Genomic DNA, 24,333 nt, shown 5'->3' on the forward strand with positions numbered 1-24,333 from the left:
TTTATTCACCGCACTTCAAGATATTTTATAAACAACCTCTCTGGATTTCATATCCGTAGAGGTTTTTTTTTTGAAAATTAATTTGATAATTTGTGGAAGATAATCAACCTTTCCAAGAAGATCCTCCATTATTAAATACGCTATTCAATTGTATGCTTAATTCAATGAACGTAGCGATTAGGGGTGATCATGGTGAAGGAAGCATTAGTGCTTATGGAAGGCATCGAAAAGCACTTTCCAGGCGTTCATGCGCTTAATCAATGCCGTTTTGAATTAGCGAGTGGGGAGGTCCATGCCTTAGTCGGAGAAAATGGAGCAGGTAAATCCACGCTGATGAAGGTATTAACCGGAGTATACACGAAGGACGCGGGGCGAATTATTTATAAAGGCAAAGAAATTGAAATCACTACGCCCAAGATGGCGCAGGATTTAGGGATCAGCATCATTCATCAGGAGCTTAATCTCATGCCGGACCTGACGGTAGCACAGAACATATATATTGGACGTGAACCGAAGAAGCTGCTGAACCTGTTTTTGGATGAGCAAGAGCTGAATGTACGTACACAGCAATTGTTTCAGCGCATGAATTTGCAAATGGATCCACGAATTAAAGTATCCGATCTTACGGTAGCCAAACAGCAAATGGTTGAAATCGCTAAGGCGTTGTCTTTTCAATCAGAGGTGTTAATTATGGATGAACCAACGGCTGCTCTGACAGATACCGAGATTGACGATCTGTTCAGCATCATTCACCAGCTTCGTAACAGCGGTGTTGGGATCGTTTACATTTCGCATCGCATGGAAGAGCTGAAACGAATAACCGACCGGATTACGATCATGCGAGATAGCCGCTACATTGAAACATTGGAAACTAAAGACGCGACGATCGATCACATTATTTCACTGATGGTAGGTCGAGAAATTTACAGCAAGCCGACGGAATCGCAGGAAACATCGAACCAGCCCGTCGTCCTGGAGGTCAAGCATCTTAACAGAGGCAATGTGATCCGGGATGTCAGCTTCCAATTGAAAAAAGGCGAAATTCTCGGCTTCGCAGGATTAATGGGTGCAGGTCGTACAGAAGTAGCGAGAGCCATTTTTGGTGCAGACGCGAGTGATTCAGGTGAAATCCGCATTCATGGCAACCCCGTGAAAATTAACAATCCACACGATGCCGTGGGCTATGGAATGGGCTATTTATCCGAGGACCGTAAACGATACGGGCTGCTTGTAGGGATGGATGTAGAAACCAATATAGCGATTTCTTCCTACAAGAAGTTAAGCAGCTGGGGTGGATGGATGAATAAAGCGCAAACACTTGCAGTAGCAGAGCAATATTCAGCAGCCTTGAAAGTCAAAACACCGAGTATGAATCAGGAAGTGAAATTTCTGTCGGGCGGGAATCAACAGAAGGTTGTTATAGCCAAATGGCTGACGCGGGATTGTGAGATTCTGATCTTTGATGAGCCGACACGAGGTATCGATATTGGCGCCAAAAGTGAGATCTACAAGCTGCTTAATGACCTCGCGTCGCAAGGAAAATCGATCATGATGATCTCCTCGGAATTACCGGAAATACTGCTTATGAGTCACCGGATTATGGTGATGTGTGAAGGTCGAATTACAGGCGAATTAAGCAATAAAGAGGCTACACAGGAAAAGATCATGATGCTGGCGACAAATCGATCAGGAGGCGTAATCGCTTGAAAACCTTACTCATTCCAAAAACAACCGCTTTTCAAACCGGTGCGACACAAAAATTGTTGGCCTTTGCCAGCCTGATTTTACTTGTGGTTATTTTCTCGCTTTCATCGAGCAACTTCTTTCAATTCGATAATCTTGTAGGCATTATGCTGTCAACCGCTGTCATAGGCGTGCTCGCCCTGGGATCAACGTTTGTCATCATTACCGGTGGCATTGATTTAGCGGTCGGAACGGTGATGACCTTTTCCGCAGTGATGGCAGGCGTGATGATCACGCTGTGGCAGCTGCCGATGCCCTTGGGCATTGCGGGTGGTATTGCGACCGGCGCACTCTGCGGGTTGATCAGCGGCCTTGCCGTGGCCAAGATGAACATTCCTCCTTTTATTGCAACATTAGCGATGATGATGATCACCAAAGGACTGTCACTTGTCATATCGGGAGCGAAGCCGATTTATTTCAATGACACACCAGGATTCGGAAAAATTTCAATGGGGTCTGTGATCAACTCGATCATCCCCGGTCTCGAGATTCCGAATGCGATTATCATTTTTCTGGGAGCTGCGATCATAGCCAGCATCATATTAACAAAAACGATTATCGGGCGTTATAACTTTGCGTTAGGCAGCAATGAAGAGGCGACTCGACTGTCTGGTGTCAACGTGAATTTTTGGAAAATAGCCATATATACATTAACAGGCGTATTCAGCGGCATAGCCGGAATTATGATTGCCTCACGATTGAATTCTGCGCAGCCTGCGCTGGGTCAAGGCTATGAGCTTGAAGCGATTGCAGCGGTTGTGATTGGTGGAACCTCGTTAAGCGGTGGCAAAGGTTCGATTCTCGGAACGGTCATCGGCGCTTTAATTATGAGTGTACTAACCAATGGTTTGCGTATCCTCTCAGTCAAGCAGGAATGGCAAACCGTGATCGTCGGACTGGTTGTTATCCTTGCCGTATATGCGGATATTCTCCGCCGCCGCAAAAAATAAGGTAGTTCCTCCCATCGGGAGTTCTATAATAATAAGGCAAGGGGAGATTGAATTGAAAAGCACAAAAAACCTGTTCGCTCTGGTGTTTATGTTAATGTTTACCATTGTCTTAGCTGCTTGTGGTGAAACTGCCAAGCCGGCAGTTACTCAACCACAGGAGGCTGCCAAATCGGCAACTCCAGCTCCAACTCCAGCTCCAACTCCAACTCCAGCTCCAGCGGCTGCACCAGCCGCTGCTCCTGAAGCGAAAAAGGCCGAGAAAATGTACATTCCCGTGATCTCCAAAGGCTTTCAGCATCAGTTTTGGCAAGCAGTTAAGATTGGTGCTGAGAAAGCAGCCAGGGAATTAGATGTGACGATCACCTTCGAAGGTCCAGAAACTGAAGCACAGGTGGATAAACAAATCGAGATGCTTACTGCAGCGTTGGGCAAAAAACCGAGTGCTATCGCATTTGCAGCATTGGATAGCAAAGCGGCTGTTCCTTTATTGGAAAAAGCCAAGGCAGGCAAAATTCCGGTCGTTGGATTTGACTCCGGTGTAGACAGCGACATTCCAGTAGCTACGGCAGCTACGAATAATATCGCAGCAGCTAGTCTTGCAGCGGATAAAATGGCAGGACTTATTAATAATGAAGGTGAAGTCGCCGTTGTCGTACATGACCAAACAAGCCGTACAGGTATTGATCGCCGTGACGGTTTTGTGAATCAAATCAAAAATAAATATCCAAACATCAAAATTGTCGATATCCAATATGGCGGCGGCGATCAATTGAAATCTACCGACCTTACCAAAGCCATCATTCAAGCGCATCCCAACATTAAAGGGATCTTTGGTTCCAATGAAGGATCAGCGATTGGTGTTCTGAACGGCGTCACCGAATTGAAAAAGGATAAAATTATTGTCATTGGCTACGATTCAGGCAAGCAGCAAATTGATGCCATCAAGAGCGGCAAAATGGCAGGAGCTATCACGCAAAATCCGATTGGAATTGGCTATGAGTCAGTGAAAGCCGCAGTTAAAGCTGTAAAAGGAGAAAAGGTCGAGAAAAATATCGATACCGGCTTCTTCTGGTATGATAAAACCAATGTTGATTCACCTGATATCAAAGCGGTTCTTTACGACTAAAAACCAAGGAAAGTCACAAGCTAAACTTTATTTTTAAAATAGACGTAAAAGGCTGCTGCGGCGGCCTTTTGCTGCTTCTGCAGTTCTTTATTCATCCATAGTTCTTGTTTAATGAACAGGAAAGTAGGGTATCGTTATATAGATAATATTCAGAAGAGTGCCGTATAATATAACGTATAGCTGGGGAAGGGGAAATAAGAATGGAAAACAAATTTATTGCGGTGGATGGTGGAGGCAAGTTCTCCTATAAGGAACAAGGCACAGGCAAAACGGTTGTGCTGCTGCATGGTTTTTGCGGAAGCTCTGCCTATTGGGATGAGCTGCTTCCACTGCTGCCTAATGGTTATCGCTGGGTACTGCCGGATTTGCGAGGACACGGGCAATCGGGAGCGCCTGCTGGCGAATATTCAATGGAAGCCTTCGCAGGTGATCTGGCACAGCTGCTTAAGGGACTTGATTCAGGACCGGCAATTGTATTTGGTCACTCCTTGGGAGGTTATATAGCGCTCGCTTTCGCTGAACGGTACCCTGAAATGCTGTCCGGGTTCGGGTTGATTCATTCCACGGGCTTCCCGGATACGGATGCGGGAAAAGAAGGACGATTGAAAGGCATCGCTACGATAGAAGAACAAGGTCTGTCAGCTTTTATTGAGGGACTGGTTCCGAAGCTGTTTGCTCCAGATCATCTTCAATCGATGCCGGAGGCAGTCGCCAGAACGATCCAGATCGGCAATAACACGGATCCACAGGCTGCAATCCGTACACTTCAGGGAATGAGATCACGGCCTGATCGCAACGATGTACTATCCAGCACGAAGGTTCCAGTACTGCTGGTTGCAGGTGCGCACGATCAAATTATTCCGGTTGAACGGACGTTTACGGTTAGTGGAAGCCAAATTACACAGCGATTGATCGAAACTTCAGGTCATATGAGTATGCTGGAGGCGCCGGAAACATTGATGGAAGCTATCGAATCGTTTCTAGCTACGGTTTACTAAGTGCATGTTATTGCCTTATTGCTCGTATTGCTCTCAGGGATGCTGCACGCCGTCTGGAACCTGTTTGCCAAGAAAAGCGTTAATAAGTCTGTCTTTTTATGGCTGGCGCATTGGGTAGGAACTATAGTCTTTCTACCTGGAGCCTGGTATGAGTGGGGGAGCTTTGCTTTTACTTTAAAAAGCATGGGATTGTTGGCAGGCTCCATGTTCATACACGGACTGTATTTATTTTTGCTTGCCCGAACGTATCAGATTGGTGATCTGTCCCAGGCTTATCCAATCATGAGGGGAATCAGTCCGATTATCGTCCCGCTTGTCGCTGTGCTTCTGCTGGGTGAAACGATGTCCAGCCTCGGTTGGGTTTGTATTCTGGCTATTATAGCTGGAATTGTTTGGGTGAGTGGGGGCAGGGCGTTGTTTCGTCAGCCCGCTCATACCCATCATACCCTACTGCTGGCGGGTGCAGTCGGGATCTGTGTCAGTGGTTATATCGTTGTGGACAAAATCGCCATCGAGTCGTCGATTCCGCCTATTGTGCTAAATGAAGCTACGAATATCGCCAACTTATTGGCATTAACGCTAGCGGTCATCCGTTCAAAAGGCATTGCTGCTGAATGGAAGCTGAACTATCGTACCATTATAATCGGCGGAATTTTGGCGCCTGGCGGTTACATGCTTTTTCTGTATGCGCTAACATTGGCACCAGCATCCCAGTTGGCGCCAATGCGGGAAATCGGAACCGTATTTGGCACCTTGTTCGGCCTGCTGCTATTGAATGAGCCGCAGGGTCGTAGTCGTATTATCGGTTCTTTACTTATAACCGCAGGCGTTATCGGCCTGGGATTCTTATAATGGAACAGGCTCCCCCTGGAGTCTGTTTTCTGTTGCATAACTCATCAATCTGGATAGTCGGCGTAAGAGCGAAAAGTCCAGGCAGCAGCAGCCGGCCTTATTTGAGGCTTTTTCCACCCACATGCATCGGTGATGAATGTCTATTGATCTTCGAGCCTAGGTACAACAGAATGAGCAGCATAATCGCACCTTGAATAACAATGGCCATCGAGATCGACGCTCCTTGTTCAATGACCAAATAGTACAGCCCCGATCCGATCACCATCAATATATTTTCAACAAAATTTTGCACGGCTATCGTTTTTCCAGCCCCTACCATTTTCGTTCCTTCTTCCTGAAGCACCGTGTTCATCGGCACAATGAAAATCCCGCCCATACAGCCTACGGCTAATAAAAATACGATGGTGATTGAGGTAGAATGCAGCCATGGGAAAATAAAGATGAGCATTACCATCAAAAAGCCGTAAATAATCGATTTGTAATACTGCTGAAGCTGAACAAATTTAGGAGCAAGGAATGCACCAATCACGATCCCGATCGACGTGGTGGCGAGAATCAGAGAAACACTGAAATCCTCAGGACTAAACCCCAGAGCAAGTGGTATCCAGGCTAACACGGCCGTACGAAGTACGGCTGAGCTCATCCAGAAGGCTCCTGTACCGATCAGGGAAAAGTTGGTTTTGGAATGGCTCAGCAGTGTCGTTACACTTTTGAAAAACTGTAGAGCTTCCCGCGTATAGCGTATGGACTGATCTCCCGGCATACGTGGAATCAAGAAAGTCACACCTAGTGATAAAGCATATAGCAGCACACAGATGAGTGACGATTGTACCGTACTGGTTACGGAGACAATAGCACCGCCTCCACCGATCCCTGTCAGGATGGCCAGGATCGTGTAAGCTTCAATTCTGGAATTAGCTTTAAACAGCTGCTGGTCGGTTTCGATGAGCTCTGGTAATATCCCATACTTGGCTGGTGAATACACAACGGCTCCAACGCCTACGGTAAAATAACTGAGCATTAATAAAATAATATTGGATTGATCAATAAAGATGAGTGCAGAGATACCCAGCAGCTTGATCAGATTGCCTATAATGAGCACGACGGATTTTGGCATTTTATCTGCAAATGGACCGACAATGGGGGCTAACAAAATATAGGGAAGGAAAAACGCCATTGTCACCAAGGCTAATGATTCGGGCGAAAATCCATTTTTTGTTAACAGACTGGCAATGACTAATAGGGACATGTTGTCTGAGAAAGCTGACAAAAATTGAGTGACATATAAGGCGTTTAGGGCCCGCTCTTTCATACATATCAATCCCTTCTAATGGCAATGGGCAAGACATTTGTCAATGCGTCAGTAGATGCTTGCACGGTTACAACAATCTCAGACTCCTTGCTCGTGCGCGCTTCAACGTGTTTCTTCAGTGTCACGTAATCGGTTTTGCCACTGCCAAGCAGCGGCAGCTTATCAATAACTTGTAATCTGGAAGGCAGCAGCATCGGTGTATATCCTTTTTCGTTAAGCTTAGCCTTAAATTCCTGTAAATTCAGACCTTCCTTGGTGGTGAACAGCAGAATACGCTCTCCTTTGCGGCCGTCGGCTACACTGATTGCTGCAACCGGAATGTCACCATAACAGGCGGCAGCAAGCTCTTCAACCAACTGCAGGGAAATCATCTCTCCGCCAATTTTGGCAAAACGCTTCAGCCGCGATTTAATGCTCAGAAAACCTTGTGCATCCAACTCTACAACATCTCCGCAATCGTACCATTCAGGGCAAGGAACAAATCCCTTACCATGAATCAGGTAACCCTTCATAATATTAGGACCTTGAATAAGCAGGTTGCCGCCATGCTCAATACCAGGTATCGGTTCAATCTTGTAACGGATGCTCGGCAGCAGCTTGCCGACGGTGCCTCTTTTGTAGTTGAGCGGTGAATTGATCGAGACGACTGGCGAAGCCTCGGTTGCGCCGTAGCCTTCGAATATACGGATACCAAACTTTTGGCTCCACAGCTCGCGCACCTCATCCTTCAGCTTTTCGGCTCCTGCTACAACAATTCGCAGTGAATGAAAGTCATATGGGTGTGCAGCCCGACCGTATCCAGCGAGAAAGGTTGAGGTTCCGAATAAAATCGTCGCATTGCGATCATAGACGACCTCGGGAATGGCGCGATAATGCAAGGGACTTGGATAGAGCATCACCGGCACTCCGGTAAGGATAGGCAGCAGGGTGCCTGCAGTCAGACCGAAGCTGTGAAACATCGGCAGTGCGTTGAACATTTTGTCAGCCGCAGTAAAATCGAATACAGCCTTGCACTGCTGAATATTCGCATACAATTGATCATGCCCGAGAACGACACCCTTGGGCTTGCTTTCACTGCCGGAGGTGAACAGGATGATATCGCGAAACCCTTGCTCGGCTTGTGCGCTCATCCAATAATCAAGCAAGCCTCCAAGCTTGTCGGACAGCTTGACTTCGTCCTTAATATCCTCCAGATAAATGATCGTGATTTCCTGTGCCAAGGCCTGAATGGTGGCTTCCAGCTTGGCCTTCTCTATGAACTGGCGGGAGGTGATTATGGTACGCAGCACCGCTGTTTCACAAGCATCCAGAAGGCTTTGCTGTCCGGCCGAGAAGTTCAGCATGGCAGGTGTTTTCCCAAGACGCAGCAGAGCGAACAAGGCGATCACATGAGCAATCGAATTAGGCAGCAGCAAACCGATAGCGGCTTGGTTGTTAAGCTTGGGACGCAGCTTACGCCCGAATACGTAAGAGGAGACGATCAGCTTTTTATAGGTAAGGCTCTGTGTTAAATCCTCGCAAATTTTGTTCGTTTGTCCATAAAGGGAAGCTTGCAGCAGCAGTTCGTTGAACAGGTTTACCTCCGTTTTCAAGCGACTTTTCAACAAATGCTCCTGCATGGTAGTCAGAATCGTATCCGCAGCCTGCTGCTTTTGCAGCTTCATGGATACTCCCGGCTGCTGCTCGATTCGGAAATGGTCACCAACCTGGATACGGATTGCCGGAAACAAGACCGTCTTGATTTTATGACCGATATAGGAAAGCTTGGAGCGTTCGGCTCCATTAATGGCGATGGGAATAAGCTTAGCCCCTGTTTTTAAGGCAATGTAAGCAATACCGCTGTATATTTTCATCAATCCGCCTGTAGTTGTGATACGCCCCTCCGGGAATAGAACGAGCGGAACACCGCTTTGTACCGTCTTGACCATCTTGCGAACCGAATACGGATTAAGTGGATCTACAGTAATATGCCGGACCAGCTTAAGCGGCAATCGCAGTCGGCGGGCAATCGATGTATTCACCACGAAGGTCGCTTCCTGAGGCAGATAGAGTGCTAACAGCAGCGCATCCAGCAGTGATACGTGATTAGGCATCAGAATGGTCGGCTGGCTGAAATCCAGCTTCTCCAAGCCGGATAGCTTGAGCCGGAATATGATCCGGAATAATCCTTTTAAGAACGCGATAAGCACGGACATGGCAATCGACTCCTTTACATGGAACGCATGAATGTATAGTTGAGTATGGTTGATAATTGTATTGTACATGGAAGGCAGCAAAAAGAAGAGTACTAACTTTATGTAGTACCCTTCTGATAACATAAGAATTTATCAGTTTTCAGCGGAACTGAAGGATTCTTATGTTTCAAGAAAAACTACCTCTGAACCGCGGTCGCTCATCTTTGAAAGGCCTCGATAGAGGTTTTCTTATTAAGGCGATGCAAGCTGCGAATTCAAGCAAGCCATACAGCAAATGTCTGCTTCCCGCAGCCTTAGTTGGTAAACCCGATCTGCTTGCGATACTGCCCTGGCGGCATACCAACGATACGCTTGAACATCCGGATGAAATTGGAGTAGTCGTTAAAGCCAGACATTTGGCAGGCTTCGGTGACATTGTGTCCGTCATGCAGCAGCTTCTTGGCGCGTGAAATTCGTTTCATAAGAATGTAGGAGTGAATGGTGCTACCGGTGCTTTGCCGAAATAGACGGCTCAGATAGTATCGGTTCATGTACACCTGCCGCTCGAGCATCTCCAGAGTCAGATCCTGATCGAGATGATGATCGATATAATCGAGAACGGGTGCCAGCTTCTCCGATACGGCAGACGATTCCGACAGAGCCGTGTTGTTGCGGAAAGAACGGTTAAGCAGCACCAACAGCTCGATGAAATGAATCGTCAACAGCAGATTGGTTTCTTCGGATGGGAGCAGCAGCAGGGTATCGATCCTTTTGTACAAGGCCATGATCTCCTCCAGCTGCTGGGGTTGAAGATGGATTTTATTGTGCTCTCCGGATTCACGCTCTGTAAAGCAATCGAGCAGGCCATATTGAAATATGGACTCAAAGGGTTGAACGATTTCAGGGTCAAAGTGAATAACAATGTTCTCATACGGTGCATCGGATTTGAAGGTTGATTTGTGCAGCTCGCGGTTGTTAATAACGAGCAGGTCGCCGGATTTCATCGGATATACCTTTTTCTCGATTATAAAATTGACGTCACCCGCAATAAAAAAATAAACTTCAAAACGTTCATGCAAATGAAAATCCATCTTGGGCGGCGGCGACAAACGTCTATGGTTGTATTGAAGCTGGGAAGTATTAGTATGGATATTGAAGTTCACAGAGGACACACCTTCCGAATAAATAAGGTCTCATCAGCATAAAGTCAAAAAAAGCAAGAAACACGGCAATTGACGCAATGTATTTGTTTTTATTATACTGCATTATAAAGCTAACTTTAATCTTATGTTCAAGAATATGCTTTTGGACATAACCAATCTGAAGAAATTAGGTGAATCCATTGACAACATTGGGTACAGCAATAATCGGGCTCGGAGCCATTTCAGGGGTCCATTTAAAGGCAATAGCAGATTTGGAACTGACAGATTTGAAAGCGGTTGTAGATATTGATGAAAACCGGGCACGTCAGGTAGCAGAGGAATACGGCTGCGATTATTACACCGACTATAAGGAAATGCTCAAACGCGATGATATTCAGGTTGTTCACCTGTGCACGGCACATTACTTGCATTCTCCGATGGCGATTGATGTGTTGCGAGCAGGCAAGCATGTGCTGACCGAGAAGCCGATGGCAGAAAATATAGCTTCCGCTCAAAAAATGCTGCAGGCAGCTGTCGAGAATCCGAATGTACAGCTAGGCGTTATTTTTCAAAACCGTTACAATGCCCCATCCAAAAGAATGAAGCAGTATGTTGAATCCGGTGAGCTGGGCAAGCTGATCTGCATGAAGGGAATTGTTACCTGGAATCGGACAGCGGCTTATTATGAAACCGAGTGGAAAGGCAAGTGGGCAACCGAAGGTGGCGGCGTACTGATTAATCAGTCGATTCATACGGTCGATTTACTGCAATGGCTTGGTGGCGAAATTTCATCCGTAAAGGGCTCGATTTCTACCGATTCCCTGGAGGGCGTTATCGAAGTGGAAGATTCGGCACATGCCTACATTGAATTTAAAAATGGAGCTACTGCGATCTTCTACGCAACCAATGCATATGGACGCAACTCACCGGTTGAGGTGGAGCTCGTATTCGAGCAAGGCACCTTGCTGCAGCGCGGCGACTCGCTGTACCTTGATCAAGACGGCAAGCTTACCACGTTGGAGGAGCCTGTGGTCAACACTCTGGGTGAGAAATCATATTGGGGAATGAGCCACGAGCTGCAAATTCGTGATTACTATGAGCATCTGCTGGCAGGTAAACCGTTCTGGATCGATGGACCAGAAGGCTTCAATGGTTTCCGTGTTGTGATGGACATTTATGAATCCTCACGAACTGGCCAAAAGATTGTTTACGATGGAGCAGAAATAGTTTTGTAGGAAAGTAACAAATTTTGCTGAAAGATTGCAATTTAATGATATTTGATCCAACAGGGTGCTTCTAGAACGATTAGAGGCACCCTGTTTTTTTGTTTTTACCAAGTACTCTTTCTTGATTTTGAAGCCCGAAGAAGCCCTCGGGAACTACGGGGGCTTAGGATTGATCTACTGTAGCTGCTTATAGAACGCAATAACCTTTTCCTCATATTCCTTCGCAAATTTGGCATGGGACTTGACGTGCTCTTTACCGGTCGTCTGCCAAATTTGAAAACGGTCCTTATGCTTCGCCCACATCGATTCACTGTTCACATAGGGAACAGATTGGTCCTCTATGCTGTGAATAAACAAGACAGGACGCGGGTACACATGATCTACGGCGCTCAACGCATCGACTTGATCAGGGTCCATATTCGTCAAACGAGGCAAAATCCCCAAAATAAGCGGTGTATAGGGGAAGCTCGGCAGGTGCGACCAAACAGGAAGGTTATCTTCCAAATAACGAGTTAGATGATTAAAGGGACTGTCCGCGACGACACCGGCAACATCAGGCTCATCCGCAGCTGCAAGCAGCGAGGTTGCAGCACCCATTGAAAATCCGTGAAGTGCTATACGTCCGGGATGATGAGTTCGAACCCAGTCGATGGCTCCGAGCACATCCGCCTTTTCCAGATAACCCACCGTAGTCAAGTTACCGCCAGATTCACCTGAATTGCGAAAATCGAACATCACAACATCAAAGCCAGCGGCGGATAAAGCCTTGGTCAATTTGATGGCCTCTGCACCGCTCTGCAGCCGGTTTTCTCGATAACCATGGGCCATAATGATTGTCAGCTTGTCCGGTGTTGGCTCCGTAGCAGCCGGGATGTACCAGCCTTCCAGTGTGACATCCTGAGACCGGCTCGGAAATTGGATAGGTGTATAGGCTAGTCCATAACGGTCTGGGCTATCGGCCAGCGCTTTGCGTGCCGGATGAGTCAACTGCCAGCCTACATAGGTAGAAACACCGACACTGACCAACAATAGGATGACAACCAACAGGATCAAGGCCAACAGCACGGTTTTAAAGGGGGTGCGCCGAGGACGGGCTGCTCTTGTAATCATCAAGGTCGGTCGCATGGGAATCGTTCCTTTCTAGAATGGCTTATTTAAATCGATGGTAGATCATAGAGCCGCAAGCGGCGATAATAAGCATGATTGCTGCCCATAGCGGCGCAGACAGTGTCCAGAATGCAGGTATAATGATCAGCACGAGCATACATAGATGCAGGGTCAAGCGGACTACCCGCAGAGATTGCTTCCGCAGATGTGGTGAGAGCGGATATATATGCTGCCATAGATGCTCGCGATAATAACGCAGCAGGTCGGCAAGTTGAACAGCACTAAAGATGGCTAGAATGGCATACAATACAGCTGCCAATATTTTATTGTCAAAAGCGACCATCAGCAGTATACCAATGACAGTGAAACGGCAGGTCATGCCGAACAATTCGGAGCGCAGCCAAACGAGCGTAAATAAATATTTATAGGTGGATTTACGTTGAAACGGGATGAAATTTACTATTTTATTTAACCAACGTATGTTTCTTGCTTTGCCGCGCAGCTCGGGCACATCGATAAACAGGTTCAGAATCCGATAAATACTCGCCTTATGCCGTAGCTCCCAATCAATGAGCAAATTCCAATGTACTTTGTACTGCCGTGGAAGCCGAAGAATACCCAGGTAAGCCAGAGAACCAACCGCTAGTATCCCTGCTCCATACCCAGGCCCCAGCTTGAAAACGGTGTAGGTCAGTCCGGCGCACAGCAGCCAACGCAGCACAATGAATAGGTAACGCGTTCGCTGCTCCAGAAGCTGCTGCTCTGTCCATTTGCCAAACAGCAGCACCTGTTTAAATACAAGCCAGACGAGCAGTAGCAATAAGAATAACCAGCCGCTTGAAGGCGCAAGCTTATGATACATCGGCCAGACGATCAACCAGCCAATGGCAGTCAGAATAGACCCAATAATCCGGGCTCTGCGCATTGCCGTTTGCAAATAGATGGCCATCGCTGGCTCCTGCGGTAGCAGGAACAATGTATCTGCTTGCTGTAAATAGGTACGAATACGGCCGCCGCCAAGCACGAGCATCATACAAACCGTCGCTGTGAGCTGCCAAGGAAACTCTGGTGTTACCCACTGCAGGAATTGTCGATACCCGATCATAAAGACAAGAAAGCCGATACCCGCAGCAATGGACAAGCTTTGCAGTGCGTAATGCAAGTAAGGACGAATTTCTTTGAGGAATTCCGCCTCTCGGCGACGGTATAAGGCTTGGGTATCCATCATCGCGGGTCGCCCCTTGTTACCAGCTCGCAGAATAGATCGTCCAAGGACGCAGAGGGCATACCCGCAGCAGCCTGCAGCGCATCTACAGGACCTGAAGCAATCAGCTTGCCTTGATGCAGGACGAGAAATCGGTCGCAATAACGTTCAATGGTAGCCAGAATATGAGAGCTGATGAGAATCGAGGCACCGCTTTGTTTAACACTGACCAATAGCTCCAGCAGAGATCGCATGCTTAAGGGATCCAAGCCAAGAAATGGCTCATCAATAATATACAGCTCCGGCTGCACGAGGAATGCGCACAGAATCATGACTTTTTGGCGCATCCCTTTGGACAAGTGGGAGGATAATCGTTCCTGGTAAGCATCCATCTGAAATTGCTTGAGTAGCACGGCAGCGCGTTCCTCGTAGGAAGCTCTATCCAGTCCATAGGCCATAGCGGTTAGCTCCATATGTTCCCGAACGTTCAATTCTTCGTATAATAAAGGGCTTTCTGGCACATAGGCAAACGTTTGCCGATACTTTTCCTGGGATGCGGCCAAGGTCTGTCCATTCAGACGAATCTCCCCTTGATGGGGCATCATAAGTCCGAGGATATGCTTGATGGTCGTGCTTTTTCCTGCTCCGTTCAGCCCGATCAAGCCGATCATTTCTCCCGGTTGCACATGAAAGCTGAGGTTATGCAGTACAGGCTGAAGGCGGCTGTAACCGCCGGTAATGCCGTCTACTTCGAGAATCGGCTGCATGATTATTGGTCCTCCCTTGAAATCCGTATCTACTAAGAGTAGCGGAAATAGCAGCAGATTTCCAGTAAGACCTAAGATACCCGTGTTGTTGAGTTGATGAGGCTACGAAGGAAGCAGAAGCCTTACTTCCCTTTATCCTTGGAAGCGTCTTTAGAAGATTTATTTGTAGAACCCTTCTGTTCCTTCGAAGCATCCTTTGAACTGCTTTTCTGTTTTTGGGAGGAATCACTTGTCTGGGAGCTCGATTCTGACTGATCCTTCTGCAGCTTTTTTAGCTGATCCTTGTTGGATTTGCGCAGCTTTTCGGATTCCTGAAATTCATACTGCTTAATATCCTTGTACATGTTCATTTGTTCCTTGAGTGCAGAGTCGATCGGTTTGCCTGATTGTTGCTGTCCCTGGGCTTTTTGCTGGTTTCCACTTTGTTGTTCTGCTTTTTTTCCTCCGCAGCCTGTCACTGACATGAATACGGAAACACTGATGAGCGCAGCACTAATTGATATCATGAACCGGATAGGTAAAGCCTTCATAACCGTCAGCCCCTTTTTTGAGAGAATTAATGATAGGTTGCCCGATACGTCAGCAGAACATGACATGAGAAAAAAATTGATTTTTTGTATACATTTGAATACAATATATATAAAACACTGGAGTTACGGGAGGGTTTAAGCATGGCGGAAACTTATCGTAAATCCAAGATTGAGCACTATCTGGAACGACTGCAAGTACGCAAGGAAGCTTTAACAGCACAGCTAGAGATGCAGGGCTTGGAAATATCCAAAGAATTTATCTGCGGTCAGCTATCGGCTACCGATTTGATTATTCGCGAAATATCGATGGAATTTGGTTTGAATGAAAATCATACTGAAGGAGGCGATGACCATGTCAGCAAAACTTGTTCCAAGCTCGGATCTTCCAAACCCTCAGCATTCGAGGGCGACAAGGATCCAGGTCGCTAAGCGTTTTATATTCCTCTTGGTCGGGGCAGGCTTAGTTTCAGTTGGTCTGGAAATTTTTCTTGTCCCGAACAATATTATCGACGGTGGGGTAGTCGGTATATCCATTATTTTGTCCCATTTAACTTCACTTCCCCTGGGTGTCTTCCTCTTTATTCTTAACCTACCTTTCTTTTTTCTGGGCTACAAGCAAATTGGTAAAACGTTTGCGTTATCGACTCTCATTGGTGTTCTAATCATGTCTGTAGGTACCACATTGCTGCATCCGGTGCCGGCTTTTACGATTGACCCGCTTCTGGCGGCTGTTTTCGGAGGTATCATATTAGGTATTGGTGTCGGGATGGTTATCCGCTATGGAGGTTCACTGGATGGAACGGAAATTGTTGCAATCCTGCTGAATAAAAAATCGCCGTTTTCTGTAGGCGAGATCGTGATGTTCTTCAATTTGTTCATTCTTGCCAGTGCTGGCTTCGTATTTGGCTGGGATCATGCGATGTATTCATTAATTGCTTATTACATAGCTTTCAAAATGATTGATATTACAATCGAAGGCTTCGATGAATCGAAGGCTGTATGGATTATCAGTGACAATTACCGCGATATTGGCGAAGCGATATTGAGTCGTTTGGGACGTGGAGTTACCTATTTGGATGGAGAAGGCGGCTTCACAGGCGGGGAGAAACGTGTGATCTTTTGTGTCATTACCCGATTGGAGGAAGCCAAGATGAAATCGATCGTAGAAAACTATGATCCAACAGCTTTCCTGGCTGTAGGCAATATACATGATGTCAAAGGCGGACGCTTTAAGAAAAAAGACATCCACTAAGCTGTTTATCGGAGGCACAAGGTTATGCGCAGACTGGAAGGCAAAAGAATTGCTATCACGGGGCCGCGCAAGGCTGCGGAGTTAAGCATTATTGTAGAAAAGATGGGTGGTATTCCATTGGTTCGTCCGGCTCAAGGGACGGTTGCGGTTGAGGACCATAAAGTCGAGGCGGAAGTAAGGAAGCTGATTGAAGAAGGCGTAGACTGGATCATATTGACCACGGGCGTAGGCACGGAGATGCTGTACCAGGCTGCTGAACGAATGGCTCTGGCTGATGCTTTTGTTGAACGTCTTCAACAAACACAGATTGCGGCCAGAGGCTACAAGACGGTGAAATATTTGAAAACTCTCGGTCTTGTACCCACCGTTCGCGATGATGATGGTACAACCGTTGGTATACTTCGTGTGCTCCAACCTTATGATATCAAAGATCGGCGGGTGGCGCTGCAGCTTTATGGCGATCATGCGCCGCGACTTGTGGAATGGCTGAGGCAGCAGCAGGCCGAATATTATGAAATTCTTCCTTATATTCATGTTCCACCAGATTTGGCTGTACTGGATCAATTGATTTCGGAAATTATTGCAGGCTCCGTGGACGCCGTGACCTTCACAAGCACACCACAGGTACGGTTTATGATGGCTTATGCCCGCGAACAGGGGCAGGGTGAAGACTTGTTGACCGCTTTTCGTGAGATTACCGTTGCCGTTGCGGTAGGCAAGGTGACGGCGGAGGCGCTCCGAGATGAAGGCATGGAACGCGTGATTGCGCCCGTGGAAGAACGGATGGGCAGCATGATGGTAACTTTGGCTCAATACTACGAGAATGCATAGTATCTGAATGCATAGGTTGGTCTACAATAAAGGATATGGTATACTTTTCCTGAAAAGTTACCCTATCCTTATTTAAGTTGGAGGACTCATGGAATCAAATAGTATCGTACAGCTTCGTAATGTGACCAAGCGGATCGGCTCTAAAACAATTATCGATCGCCTGTCATTTGATGTGCACCCTGGTGAGGTGTTCGGTTTCCTGGGACCTAACGGAGCAGGTAAAACCACAACCATTCGGATGATTGTAGGACTGATGTCGATGACCGAAGGTGAAATACTTGTTAGCAGCCACAATATCAAGAACCAATTTGAGCAAGCGATGAGGCATGTTGGAGCTATTGTGGAAAATCCCGAATTTTATAAGTTTTTGAGCGGTTATCAAAATTTACAGCATTATGCCCGAATGATTCCGGGGATTACCGAGGAACGAATGAACGAAGTGATTGCTCTGGTAAAGCTGGATCATCGGATTCATGATAAAGTAAAGACGTACTCGCTTGGGATGCGTCAGCGGCTTGGTGTGGCGCAGGCTATATTGCATCGGCCCTCCGTATTAATATTGGACGAGCCTACGAATGGCCTTGACCCTGAGGGAATCCGCGAGCTGCGTGATTACTTGCGTAAGCTGTCCAGAGAAGAAGGGCTTGCCGTTATCGTATCCAGCCATTTACTCTCTGAGATGGAGCTGATGTGTGATCGGGTGGCGATCATTCAGAATGGCAAGCTGCTGGATGTAAGATCCTTCAAGGAGATGCAGGCTGAGACCGGACGCCTTGAGGTTCAATTCGATGTGGATCATCTTGATGCAGCAGCCAGAGCGGCGGCGGAATTTGTCGGTGAACAGGCTGTTGTGCAGCAAGCTGACGGCGTATTGACTGTAAGCCTGACCAGTGAACGAGAAGAGATCGCCGAGCTGAATGCCCGGTTGGTTAGCGCAGGCGTGCGCGTGTACGGAATTCGGACGCATAACAAATCGCTAGAAGATCAATTCCTTGAAATTACGAGGGGGAATCAAATTGTCTAACTTTCTCAGCCTCATCCAAAATGAGCAAATGAAAATATACAGCAGGGCACGTACGTGGATTATGCTAGCGATATTGGTGTTGGTTGTCGTCTTGTGGGCGGTTATGCTCAAATATGTGGTGGAGTCGGGTCTCAACAGTATGATTTCATTCGTATCGATGAGTACAAGTCTGTCGACACTGGTATTCATTTTTACAGTCATTGTTGCTGGTGACAGCGTGGCCTCGGAGTTTACCTGGGGAACCATTAAACTGCTATTAATCCGGCCTGCGACAAGATCCAAGGTTTTGGCGTCTAAATATATATCCGTTGTGCTTTTTTTAATCACATTGCTGCTGGTTCTGCTGATCGCATCCTATTTTGTTGGACTGATATTTTTCGGTCTTGGAGGTATGATACCCGAACAGGACTCGTTCACAGACATATTGAAAACGTATGGCTTCAAAGGTATTGATCTGCTGATGTCGATTACTTTGGCTTTTATGATTTCAGCTGCTTTTCGCAGCAGTTCGCTTGCTATCGGGTTATCGTTTTTGCTGATGTTCGTGACTTCATCCGGACTGATTTTTGTTTTGGCACAATTCAAATATACATGGGTCAAATATTTGCTGTTTGCCAACACAGACTTATCTATCTACCATTCAGGCGGGAAGCCGTTGGTGGAAGGAATGTCGCTTGGTTTTTCAATTTCAATGCTTGTTGCTTATTGGGTTGTGTTCTATGGGGTTTCTTGGCTATTTTTCACCAAGCGTGATATTGCCAGCTAACGGATATAGGGTAGAGTCTCAACCTCATACTTCAAAAAAACATCAATAGCCGAGCGCGTCAGCGAAATTAATATTCTCGCTGACGCGCTCGGCTGTATGTATGAAGAAGGACATGCATATATAAGTACTAGAGCGTGTCTCCCAATAGCTCAATAACCCGTTCCTCCAGAAGAAGCGGATCAATGGGCTTGGACATATAATCCTGTGCACCAAGCTTGATACCGCGTACAACGGTGTCTCGTCGTGCATCACCAGTCAGCAGGAGAATCGGGATAGCTGCCGTTTCCGGTGTGGATTTTAACTTTGTTAAAGCCTCAAGACCATTCATACCGGGAAGATTTATATCAAGTAGAATAAGATCATAATGAGCAATACGAGAGATCAGCACAAGAAAATCGTTAGCTGTTGAAAAGGTATCTATATCATATCGATGTTCGAAAATTTGTCTGACTAACAAGCAAAAAGGGGAGCTATCGTCGATGAGAGCAATTTGTTTGTTCATGCTTTGGGTCACTTCCTTATTATATGGAGGGATGATTCGATATGGTTGATATTAGCAGAGAACAACGCATGCAGGCAATTATAGTCAAAGCACGCAGGATGTTTTTACAGGATGCCTTGGAACGTGAGGCCGTACTTAGAGCAGATATGGTACTGTGGAATCGGCAGCAGTTGTCGAACCAGCAGATCGGCGAGCATATGTATCTATATGTTCATACACTCAAAGGGGTCGCTCAGACCGTGGGCTGCGATCAAGTGCATCAGCTCAGTGAAGCGGCCGACTCTTACAGTATACTGCATCAGAATGATTGGACGGAAGAGGTAATTCAAGAGCTGCGCCAATACTTGGATCAGCTTCATATCGAGCTGCAGCGCGAGCTTGGTCATGCGGAGGCTTTATGATTGAAAAAGTGTTGATCATATCGATCCTGACTTTTATTATTCATGCTGTGGAAACCTTGTCTTATGGCGTACGTCTGGCTGGGGTTAGAACAGGGAAGCTGGCCGTTGCTCTATCGCTAACCGGGATGATTGTGCTTGTATCGAGAACATCGAATTTGGCCCAAGCCCCCATGATGGGCAAAATCGTAGATTATGCCAAGCTTCACGCGGAATATTCCTTGGAGGCCCAACTGCATATCTTTATCGCAGCCGCTTCACTCGGCACTTTGTTTGCGATCGTATTTATTCCGACAGCGATCAGGCTGTCCGTCAGTCTGATCAGCCGTTTGGAGGAAACGGGTTCGCTCCCGAGGCTGCTTCGCGAATCGGTTTCGATTCGCAAGCTTAAGGTTGTTCGAAGACATGTGCAAATGCCCAGCTGGGCGATGCTGTCGAGACTGCGAATCGGCGGTGTACCCAAACGGCTGCTTATTCTGAATATGCTGGTAACTGGAATCTACACGGTTGGCGTTTTGGCAGCACTGTATGCTTCCTTTTTATTACCTGAATACAGCGTGACGGCGTCACAATCGTCCGGCTTGATCAATGGGGTTGCCACCATTCTAATGACGATACTGGTCGACCCTCAAGTCGCACTGATGACGGACAGGGCTATGAATGGTAACGAAAGTTTGGCGCAAATTAATAAAATGTATGGATTGCTGATGTTTTCGCGTTTTTTTGGTACGGTGCTTGCCCAGGTTTTATTGGTACCTGGCACGTATTTGATAACGGCGGTAGTCCCTTTTTGGTAATGCAATAGGTTCTATTAGGGCATCGTATGGGAAGAAAAGGAACTTGATTAATCGAGTGGATTCTGATAAGTAATGAATAGTAAAACTTCAAAGGAAAGGGGGATAGGAATTACAAATTGCAGGAGAAAGTAACGTGTGATCATCGAGTAATGGAAATAAAATCAAAGGTTTACAGAATATAATGGAGTTCGCACAATTTGCGTTGTTCGTAAAATTTCGACAAAAAATGATACTGTATTTTGTTATAGTCACTAGTAGTATAGTTAATTATAACCAAAATAACAATATCATTTTTATAAAGAAGCAGGAATATATACCTAAATATGGTCTTTTAAGCTGTCCTCGACATAATCGGGGGCAGCTTTTTTGATTTGCTGTACGGTGTGCAGATAACGTTGAGTTGTATTGATGTGTGTATGGCCGAGCGACTCCTGAACCTGTTGTAATGAAGCGCCGCGGAGAAGAGCCAGGGTGGCATTGGTATGTCTAAGCCAATGGGGAGTTACCTTTTTGTCCACTCCCCACTGTTCACGAGCTTTTTGGATCATTTTTTCAACAGCTCTTACGGTTATCGGGAAAATTCTTTGATCCCGCTGACCTTCATTTTGCTTCAAATCTTGAATATAGGGTTCGAGCAGTCTCCACAGCAAGGGTGGGACCTTGACTTCTCGCTCCTTGCCTCCCTTACCGTAAACCGTCAGCCACATGGATGACTCCTCTGGATCGGAATGAAAGTGTCCACTTTCAATAGAAATTAATTCGGACACGCGCAGACCGAGGAGAACAAGCGTTAATCCAATCATATAGTTACGCAATCCTTGCCGTTTTAGCTGTTGGATCAAGCAAACGACTTCGTTTTTTGTCAAATAATGATTTCTGCTGGTAACGGATACTTTGGGGGTGCGGACAGAGGTGGTCGGATTTTTTGTGAAAATGTTGATGTTCGGATCACTACCCCATTTATAAAGAGAGCGCACAGGAGCTATATAAACAGCAACTGTTGCGGGAGCTTGGGGACTATTGTTTTTACTAAAAAAGCCTTGAATTAACCCAAGTTTATACACCTCGATTTCTCTCCAGGTTACATCTCGCAATGACTTGTTGCCAATGAAAGCCCGAAATTTGTTAATAGCAATCCGGTAATTTCTAATGGTGTATGTGGAACGATGACATGCTGCTATAAACATATTAAGGATTTGATCATCAGTGTAGGTTTCATTGTGTTCCCCGAGAGTTGCAAGTACCGGTGAAACCGTTTGTGGGCGCATATAGTGCCTCCTTATTATGCGAACAACGCAAATTGTGCGAACTTTAGTTTAGCATGTTGAACTGAAAGGAGAAATGCAAATAAATGATTTATTTGTAAATTTAGGATATCTGTAGATGGAATTTCCTTCTTTCTGGAAGGGTTCTATCTTTTTTTGCTAATACGAAGGGAGGAGCATCGATTGCAGGAGCATTTCGTGATGAAATCATTATTGCATCTGAAGGAAAAGGATTTGAATACCTACGAGCACAGCATACGCGTGGGAAAGTTGGCCGAGTATATCGCCTCCCGTTTCGGTTTTGATGAACGCATGACGGATCATCTGGTTACAGGCTGCTATTTGCATGACATCGGCAAGATTGGGATACCGCAGAACGTTTTGATCAAATCGACTGGACTCGATTCGGATGAATGGGAAACGATGAAGAGTCATCCCTCTCTGGGCAAGGAGATGCTACAGGAGTATGCAACCATAGATCAGGAAATTATCGATATCATCGCTTATCATCATGAACGCTGGAACGGAACCGGGTATCCATACGGACTGAGAGGCGAACAAATTCCGCTGCTGGCAAGGTGGTGCTCGATTATCGATTCCTTGGATTGCATGCTATCCGACCGTCCTTATCGCAACCGTCTGTCCCTTAAAGAGGCCAAAGATGAGCTATTAATACAAAGTAATCAACAATTCGACAAGCAATTGGTATATAAACTGTTGAGTCTACCTGACATCGCATTGACGAATATACAGACCATAGATAGATAACAACTCGGGGAGAGTGACTGTACGATGAAAATGACAGTTTCTAAAAAGCTTTACAGTGGTTTCTTTGCAATTTTGCTCCTTTTGGCTGGAATCGCCAGCATTAGTTATTATCAAATGAGTACAATTGATAAATCCTATGGGGATCTGATCGATAACCGTGCATACAAAGTAAGTTTGACCAAAGACATGCTTCTAGCCGTAAGAGAAGAACAAATCATGATTCGCAGTTATTTATTGATAGGCGATGAAAAGTATATTCAGAATTGGGAAACGGCTAAAGAGCAATTCAAAAAAAATAGTGCCAAATTCAATAAAATTTTGGATACGGCCAAGGGCGCAGAATATTTGTCTCAGCTGGATCAGCTGGAATCACAATATAACCAGATCGGCAGTCAGTCTATTCAGTTAAAGAAACAAAACAACTTGGACGAGGCTTTGAAAATTTCCGAAACACAGGCAGGTCCTGTCGTTGATAAAATAACCCAGGTTGGTAAAGATTTAATTCAACTACAGCAGGATATATTGGATAAAGGTAATGAGGATAATTCCAAAAAGGTCAGCTCCACACTGTTCTGGTTGTTGACATTAAGTATCTTAGCCGTTATCGCCGGAATCGGTGTTGCTTTTTACATAAGCCGTCAAATATCGCTGCCTATTATGGCAGTGGCGAAGTCCGCGGAAAGAATTGCGAATGGAGATCTGACTGGCGACTCGCTTTCTATCAAAAACCGAGATGAAATCGGTGATATGGCAATTGCATTTAATAAAATGTCAGCCAGCATAACTGCAATTATTAGTACTGTAATCATATCCTCACAAAATCTTTCAGCAGCCGCGCAGCAGATCTCGGCCAGCACGGAGGAAATTGCCAGCGGAAGTGCCAATCAGGCGAGCTCTGCGCAAACGATCAATGAACTGTTCAGAGAGCTGTCCGTAGCGATTACTTCTGTAGCCAATGGAGCCGAGCAGGCAGCTGAATTATCGAATAATACGATGGGCCTTGCTCAGGAAGGCGGCCAAGTGCTGCGTTCGTCTATTGAAGGGATGAATTTGGCTAATGAACAAATGGCGCGGCTGGAGGAAGATTCGAATAAGATTGGTGAAATCATTGAAGTTATTGATGATATTGCCGATCAAACGAATCTGCTCGCCTTGAATGCAGCGATCGAAGCGGCAAGGGCAGGAGATCAGGGCAGAGGTTTTGCCGTTGTGGCAGACGAGGTCCGTAAGCTTGCGGAGCGCAGCAGTGAAGCGACTAAGCAAATAACTGCAATCATTAAAGGCATGCAAAAAAATACCTTGTTAAGCATCTCGGCAGTTAATCAAGGTGTAGTGTCCTCACAAAAAACCGGAGAGTCCTTCGAAAGTATCGTATACATGGTCAACGATTCAGCGAATAAAGTATCGGAAATTGCCGCTGCCAGCGAGCAGCAGGCTGCGCAAACCTCGGAGGTTCTGCTTTCGATTGAAAGTATTTCTGCGGCCACTGAAGAGGCGGCAGCCAGCAGTGAGGAAACCGCCTCGGCAGCGCAATCATTGGCTATGCTGGCGGAGGAACTGAATATAGCAGTCGAAATGTTTAAAATAAAGTAGGTAAGA

The 24,333-nt window shown here is 46.2% G+C and carries 24 protein-coding genes; 15 read left to right on the forward strand and 9 right to left on the reverse strand.

What is annotated here, in order from left to right; translation table 11 throughout:
- The first annotated feature begins 192 nt into the window (after positions 1 to 192).
- The 5 genes from BK127_RS20430 to BK127_RS20450 all read left to right on the forward strand — a co-directional run bounded on the left by BK127_RS20430 (position 193) and on the right by BK127_RS20450 (position 5,669).
- On the forward strand, positions 193 to 1,707 hold the full coding sequence (locus BK127_RS20430) for a sugar ABC transporter ATP-binding protein (protein WP_076233429.1): 1,515 nt from the start codon (positions 193 to 195) through the stop codon (positions 1,705 to 1,707).
- Positions 1,704 to 2,693: an ABC transporter permease gene (locus BK127_RS20435; RefSeq protein WP_076233361.1), complete on the forward strand. Its 990-nt coding sequence runs from the start codon at positions 1,704 to 1,706 to the stop codon at positions 2,691 to 2,693. The genes BK127_RS20430 and BK127_RS20435 overlap by 4 nt, the downstream gene beginning before the upstream one ends.
- 52 nt (positions 2,694 to 2,745) lie before the next feature.
- Entirely contained in the window at positions 2,746 to 3,819 is a 1,074-nt protein-coding gene (locus tag BK127_RS20440) for an ABC transporter substrate-binding protein (RefSeq protein ID WP_076233362.1), read from the forward strand.
- Between the two features lie 200 nt (positions 3,820 to 4,019).
- Positions 4,020 to 4,817 carry an alpha/beta fold hydrolase gene (locus tag BK127_RS20445; RefSeq protein WP_076233363.1) on the forward strand — a complete coding sequence of 266 codons (798 nt, stop codon included), beginning with the start codon at positions 4,020 to 4,022 and terminating at the stop codon, positions 4,815 to 4,817.
- On the forward strand, positions 4,818 to 5,669 hold the full coding sequence (locus BK127_RS20450) for a DMT family transporter (RefSeq protein ID WP_076233364.1): 852 nt from the start codon (positions 4,818 to 4,820) through the stop codon (positions 5,667 to 5,669). It abuts the gene before it with no gap.
- A 97-nt stretch (positions 5,670 to 5,766) separates the two neighbouring features.
- Here BK127_RS20450 and lplT read toward each other — a convergent pair whose 3' ends face one another.
- From lplT to BK127_RS20465, 3 genes are all read right to left on the reverse strand, one after another.
- Positions 5,767 to 6,981, reverse strand: a complete 1,215-nt coding sequence (lplT, locus tag BK127_RS20455; protein ID WP_256711385.1) for a lysophospholipid transporter LplT — start codon at positions 6,979 to 6,981, stop codon at positions 5,767 to 5,769.
- Positions 6,982 to 6,986: 5 nt separating this feature from the next.
- A complete protein-coding gene (locus tag BK127_RS20460) occupies positions 6,987 to 9,176 on the reverse strand; it encodes an AMP-binding protein (protein ID WP_076233365.1) in 2,190 nt (729 codons plus the stop codon).
- A 293-nt stretch (positions 9,177 to 9,469) separates the two neighbouring features.
- On the reverse strand, positions 9,470 to 10,318 hold the full coding sequence (locus tag BK127_RS20465) for an AraC family transcriptional regulator (protein WP_256711386.1): 849 nt from the start codon (positions 10,316 to 10,318) through the stop codon (positions 9,470 to 9,472).
- Positions 10,319 to 10,506: 188 nt separating this feature from the next.
- Here BK127_RS20465 and BK127_RS20470 point away from each other — a divergent pair, with 188 nt between their 5' ends.
- Positions 10,507 to 11,532 (forward strand): Gfo/Idh/MocA family protein, encoded by a 1,026-nt coding sequence (locus BK127_RS20470; protein ID WP_305954313.1) that lies wholly within the window; start codon positions 10,507 to 10,509, stop codon positions 11,530 to 11,532.
- Positions 11,533 to 11,697: 165 nt separating this feature from the next.
- On the opposite strand, the gene BK127_RS20475 is transcribed toward BK127_RS20470, so the two are convergent.
- The 4 genes from BK127_RS20475 to BK127_RS20490 form a co-directional block, all read right to left on the reverse strand.
- On the reverse strand, positions 11,698 to 12,633 hold the full coding sequence (locus tag BK127_RS20475) for an alpha/beta hydrolase (protein ID WP_083689444.1): 936 nt from the start codon (positions 12,631 to 12,633) through the stop codon (positions 11,698 to 11,700).
- Positions 12,634 to 12,673: 40 nt separating this feature from the next.
- Positions 12,674 to 13,858, reverse strand: a complete 1,185-nt coding sequence (locus BK127_RS20480) for an ABC transporter permease (RefSeq protein WP_076233368.1) — start codon at positions 13,856 to 13,858, stop codon at positions 12,674 to 12,676.
- Positions 13,855 to 14,601, reverse strand: coding sequence for an ABC transporter ATP-binding protein (locus BK127_RS20485; RefSeq protein WP_076233369.1), 747 nt, complete (start codon positions 14,599 to 14,601; stop codon positions 13,855 to 13,857). The genes BK127_RS20480 and BK127_RS20485 overlap by 4 nt, the downstream gene beginning before the upstream one ends.
- A 122-nt stretch (positions 14,602 to 14,723) precedes the next feature.
- Entirely contained in the window at positions 14,724 to 15,107 is a 384-nt protein-coding gene (locus BK127_RS20490) for a hypothetical protein (protein WP_179097548.1), read from the reverse strand.
- Between the two features lie 165 nt (positions 15,108 to 15,272).
- Between BK127_RS20490 and BK127_RS20495 the strand changes: the two genes are divergently transcribed.
- The 5 genes from BK127_RS20495 to BK127_RS20515 all read left to right on the forward strand — a co-directional run bounded on the left by BK127_RS20495 (position 15,273) and on the right by BK127_RS20515 (position 19,004).
- Positions 15,273 to 15,560 (forward strand): hypothetical protein, encoded by a 288-nt coding sequence (locus BK127_RS20495; protein ID WP_076233371.1) that lies wholly within the window; start codon positions 15,273 to 15,275, stop codon positions 15,558 to 15,560.
- Complete coding sequence (locus BK127_RS20500; RefSeq protein WP_372237364.1) at positions 15,478 to 16,383, forward strand: YitT family protein; 906 nt, start codon at positions 15,478 to 15,480, stop codon at positions 16,381 to 16,383. Before BK127_RS20495 ends, BK127_RS20500 begins: the two co-directional genes overlap by 83 nt.
- A gap of 24 nt (positions 16,384 to 16,407) precedes the next feature.
- Positions 16,408 to 17,214, forward strand: a complete 807-nt coding sequence (locus BK127_RS20505) for a uroporphyrinogen-III synthase (RefSeq protein WP_076233373.1) — start codon at positions 16,408 to 16,410, stop codon at positions 17,212 to 17,214.
- Between the two features lie 88 nt (positions 17,215 to 17,302).
- Positions 17,303 to 18,238, forward strand: coding sequence for an ABC transporter ATP-binding protein (locus BK127_RS20510; protein ID WP_076233374.1), 936 nt, complete (start codon positions 17,303 to 17,305; stop codon positions 18,236 to 18,238).
- A complete protein-coding gene (locus tag BK127_RS20515; protein WP_076233375.1) occupies positions 18,231 to 19,004 on the forward strand; it encodes an ABC transporter permease in 774 nt (257 codons plus the stop codon). Before BK127_RS20510 ends, BK127_RS20515 begins: the two co-directional genes overlap by 8 nt.
- A gap of 127 nt (positions 19,005 to 19,131) precedes the next feature.
- Here BK127_RS20515 and BK127_RS20520 read toward each other — a convergent pair whose 3' ends face one another.
- Positions 19,132 to 19,506 (reverse strand): response regulator, encoded by a 375-nt coding sequence (locus BK127_RS20520; RefSeq protein WP_076233376.1) that lies wholly within the window; start codon positions 19,504 to 19,506, stop codon positions 19,132 to 19,134.
- A 41-nt stretch (positions 19,507 to 19,547) separates the two neighbouring features.
- Here BK127_RS20520 and BK127_RS20525 point away from each other — a divergent pair, with 41 nt between their 5' ends.
- Positions 19,548 to 19,907, forward strand: a complete 360-nt coding sequence (locus BK127_RS20525; RefSeq protein ID WP_076233377.1) for an Hpt domain-containing protein — start codon at positions 19,548 to 19,550, stop codon at positions 19,905 to 19,907.
- Positions 19,904 to 20,701, forward strand: coding sequence for a lipid II flippase Amj family protein (locus BK127_RS20530; RefSeq protein ID WP_179097549.1), 798 nt, complete (start codon positions 19,904 to 19,906; stop codon positions 20,699 to 20,701). Before BK127_RS20525 ends, BK127_RS20530 begins: the two co-directional genes overlap by 4 nt.
- 317 nt (positions 20,702 to 21,018) lie before the next feature.
- Here the strand turns inward: BK127_RS20530 and BK127_RS20535 are convergent, their stop codons facing one another.
- Positions 21,019 to 21,969 (reverse strand): tyrosine-type recombinase/integrase, encoded by a 951-nt coding sequence (locus BK127_RS20535; protein WP_076233378.1) that lies wholly within the window; start codon positions 21,967 to 21,969, stop codon positions 21,019 to 21,021.
- 198 nt (positions 21,970 to 22,167) lie between these two features.
- Here BK127_RS20535 and BK127_RS20540 point away from each other — a divergent pair, with 198 nt between their 5' ends.
- Positions 22,168 to 22,734, forward strand: a complete 567-nt coding sequence (locus tag BK127_RS20540; RefSeq protein ID WP_076233433.1) for an HD-GYP domain-containing protein — start codon at positions 22,168 to 22,170, stop codon at positions 22,732 to 22,734.
- A gap of 30 nt (positions 22,735 to 22,764) precedes the next feature.
- Positions 22,765 to 24,327: a methyl-accepting chemotaxis protein gene (locus BK127_RS20545; protein ID WP_144026517.1), complete on the forward strand. Its 1,563-nt coding sequence runs from the start codon at positions 22,765 to 22,767 to the stop codon at positions 24,325 to 24,327.
- Positions 24,328 to 24,333: the final 6 nt, after the last annotated feature.

The organism is Paenibacillus sp. FSL H7-0331 (assembly GCF_001956045.1).

Excerpts from the sequence above, each read along its gene's own strand:
- BK127_RS20445 (WP_076233363.1), top strand. The coding sequence starts at position 4,020 with ATGGAAAACAAATTTATTGCGGTGGATGGTGGAGGCAAGTTCTCCTAT.
- lplT (WP_256711385.1), bottom strand. The coding sequence starts at position 6,981 with ATGAAAGAGCGGGCCCTAAACGCCTTATATGTCACTCAATTTTTGTCA.
- BK127_RS20460 (WP_076233365.1), bottom strand. The coding sequence starts at position 9,176 with ATGTCCGTGCTTATCGCGTTCTTAAAAGGATTATTCCGGATCATATTC.
- BK127_RS20475 (WP_083689444.1), bottom strand. The coding sequence starts at position 12,633 with ATGATTACAAGAGCAGCCCGTCCTCGGCGCACCCCCTTTAAAACCGTG.
- BK127_RS20480 (WP_076233368.1), bottom strand. The coding sequence starts at position 13,858 with ATGATGGATACCCAAGCCTTATACCGTCGCCGAGAGGCGGAATTCCTC.
- BK127_RS20485 (WP_076233369.1), bottom strand. The coding sequence starts at position 14,601 with ATGCAGCCGATTCTCGAAGTAGACGGCATTACCGGCGGTTACAGCCGC.
- BK127_RS20490 (WP_179097548.1), bottom strand. The coding sequence starts at position 15,107 with ATGATATCAATTAGTGCTGCGCTCATCAGTGTTTCCGTATTCATGTCA.
- BK127_RS20495 (WP_076233371.1), top strand. The coding sequence starts at position 15,273 with ATGGCGGAAACTTATCGTAAATCCAAGATTGAGCACTATCTGGAACGA.
- BK127_RS20500 (WP_372237364.1), top strand. The coding sequence starts at position 15,478 with ATGACCATGTCAGCAAAACTTGTTCCAAGCTCGGATCTTCCAAACCCT.
- BK127_RS20505 (WP_076233373.1), top strand. The coding sequence starts at position 16,408 with ATGCGCAGACTGGAAGGCAAAAGAATTGCTATCACGGGGCCGCGCAAG.
- BK127_RS20510 (WP_076233374.1), top strand. The coding sequence starts at position 17,303 with ATGGAATCAAATAGTATCGTACAGCTTCGTAATGTGACCAAGCGGATC.
- BK127_RS20520 (WP_076233376.1), bottom strand. The coding sequence starts at position 19,506 with ATGAACAAACAAATTGCTCTCATCGACGATAGCTCCCCTTTTTGCTTG.
- BK127_RS20525 (WP_076233377.1), top strand. The coding sequence starts at position 19,548 with ATGGTTGATATTAGCAGAGAACAACGCATGCAGGCAATTATAGTCAAA.
- BK127_RS20530 (WP_179097549.1), top strand. The coding sequence starts at position 19,904 with ATGATTGAAAAAGTGTTGATCATATCGATCCTGACTTTTATTATTCAT.
- BK127_RS20535 (WP_076233378.1), bottom strand. The coding sequence starts at position 21,969 with ATGCGCCCACAAACGGTTTCACCGGTACTTGCAACTCTCGGGGAACAC.
- BK127_RS20540 (WP_076233433.1), top strand. The coding sequence starts at position 22,168 with ATGAAATCATTATTGCATCTGAAGGAAAAGGATTTGAATACCTACGAG.
- BK127_RS20545 (WP_144026517.1), top strand. The coding sequence starts at position 22,765 with ATGACAGTTTCTAAAAAGCTTTACAGTGGTTTCTTTGCAATTTTGCTC.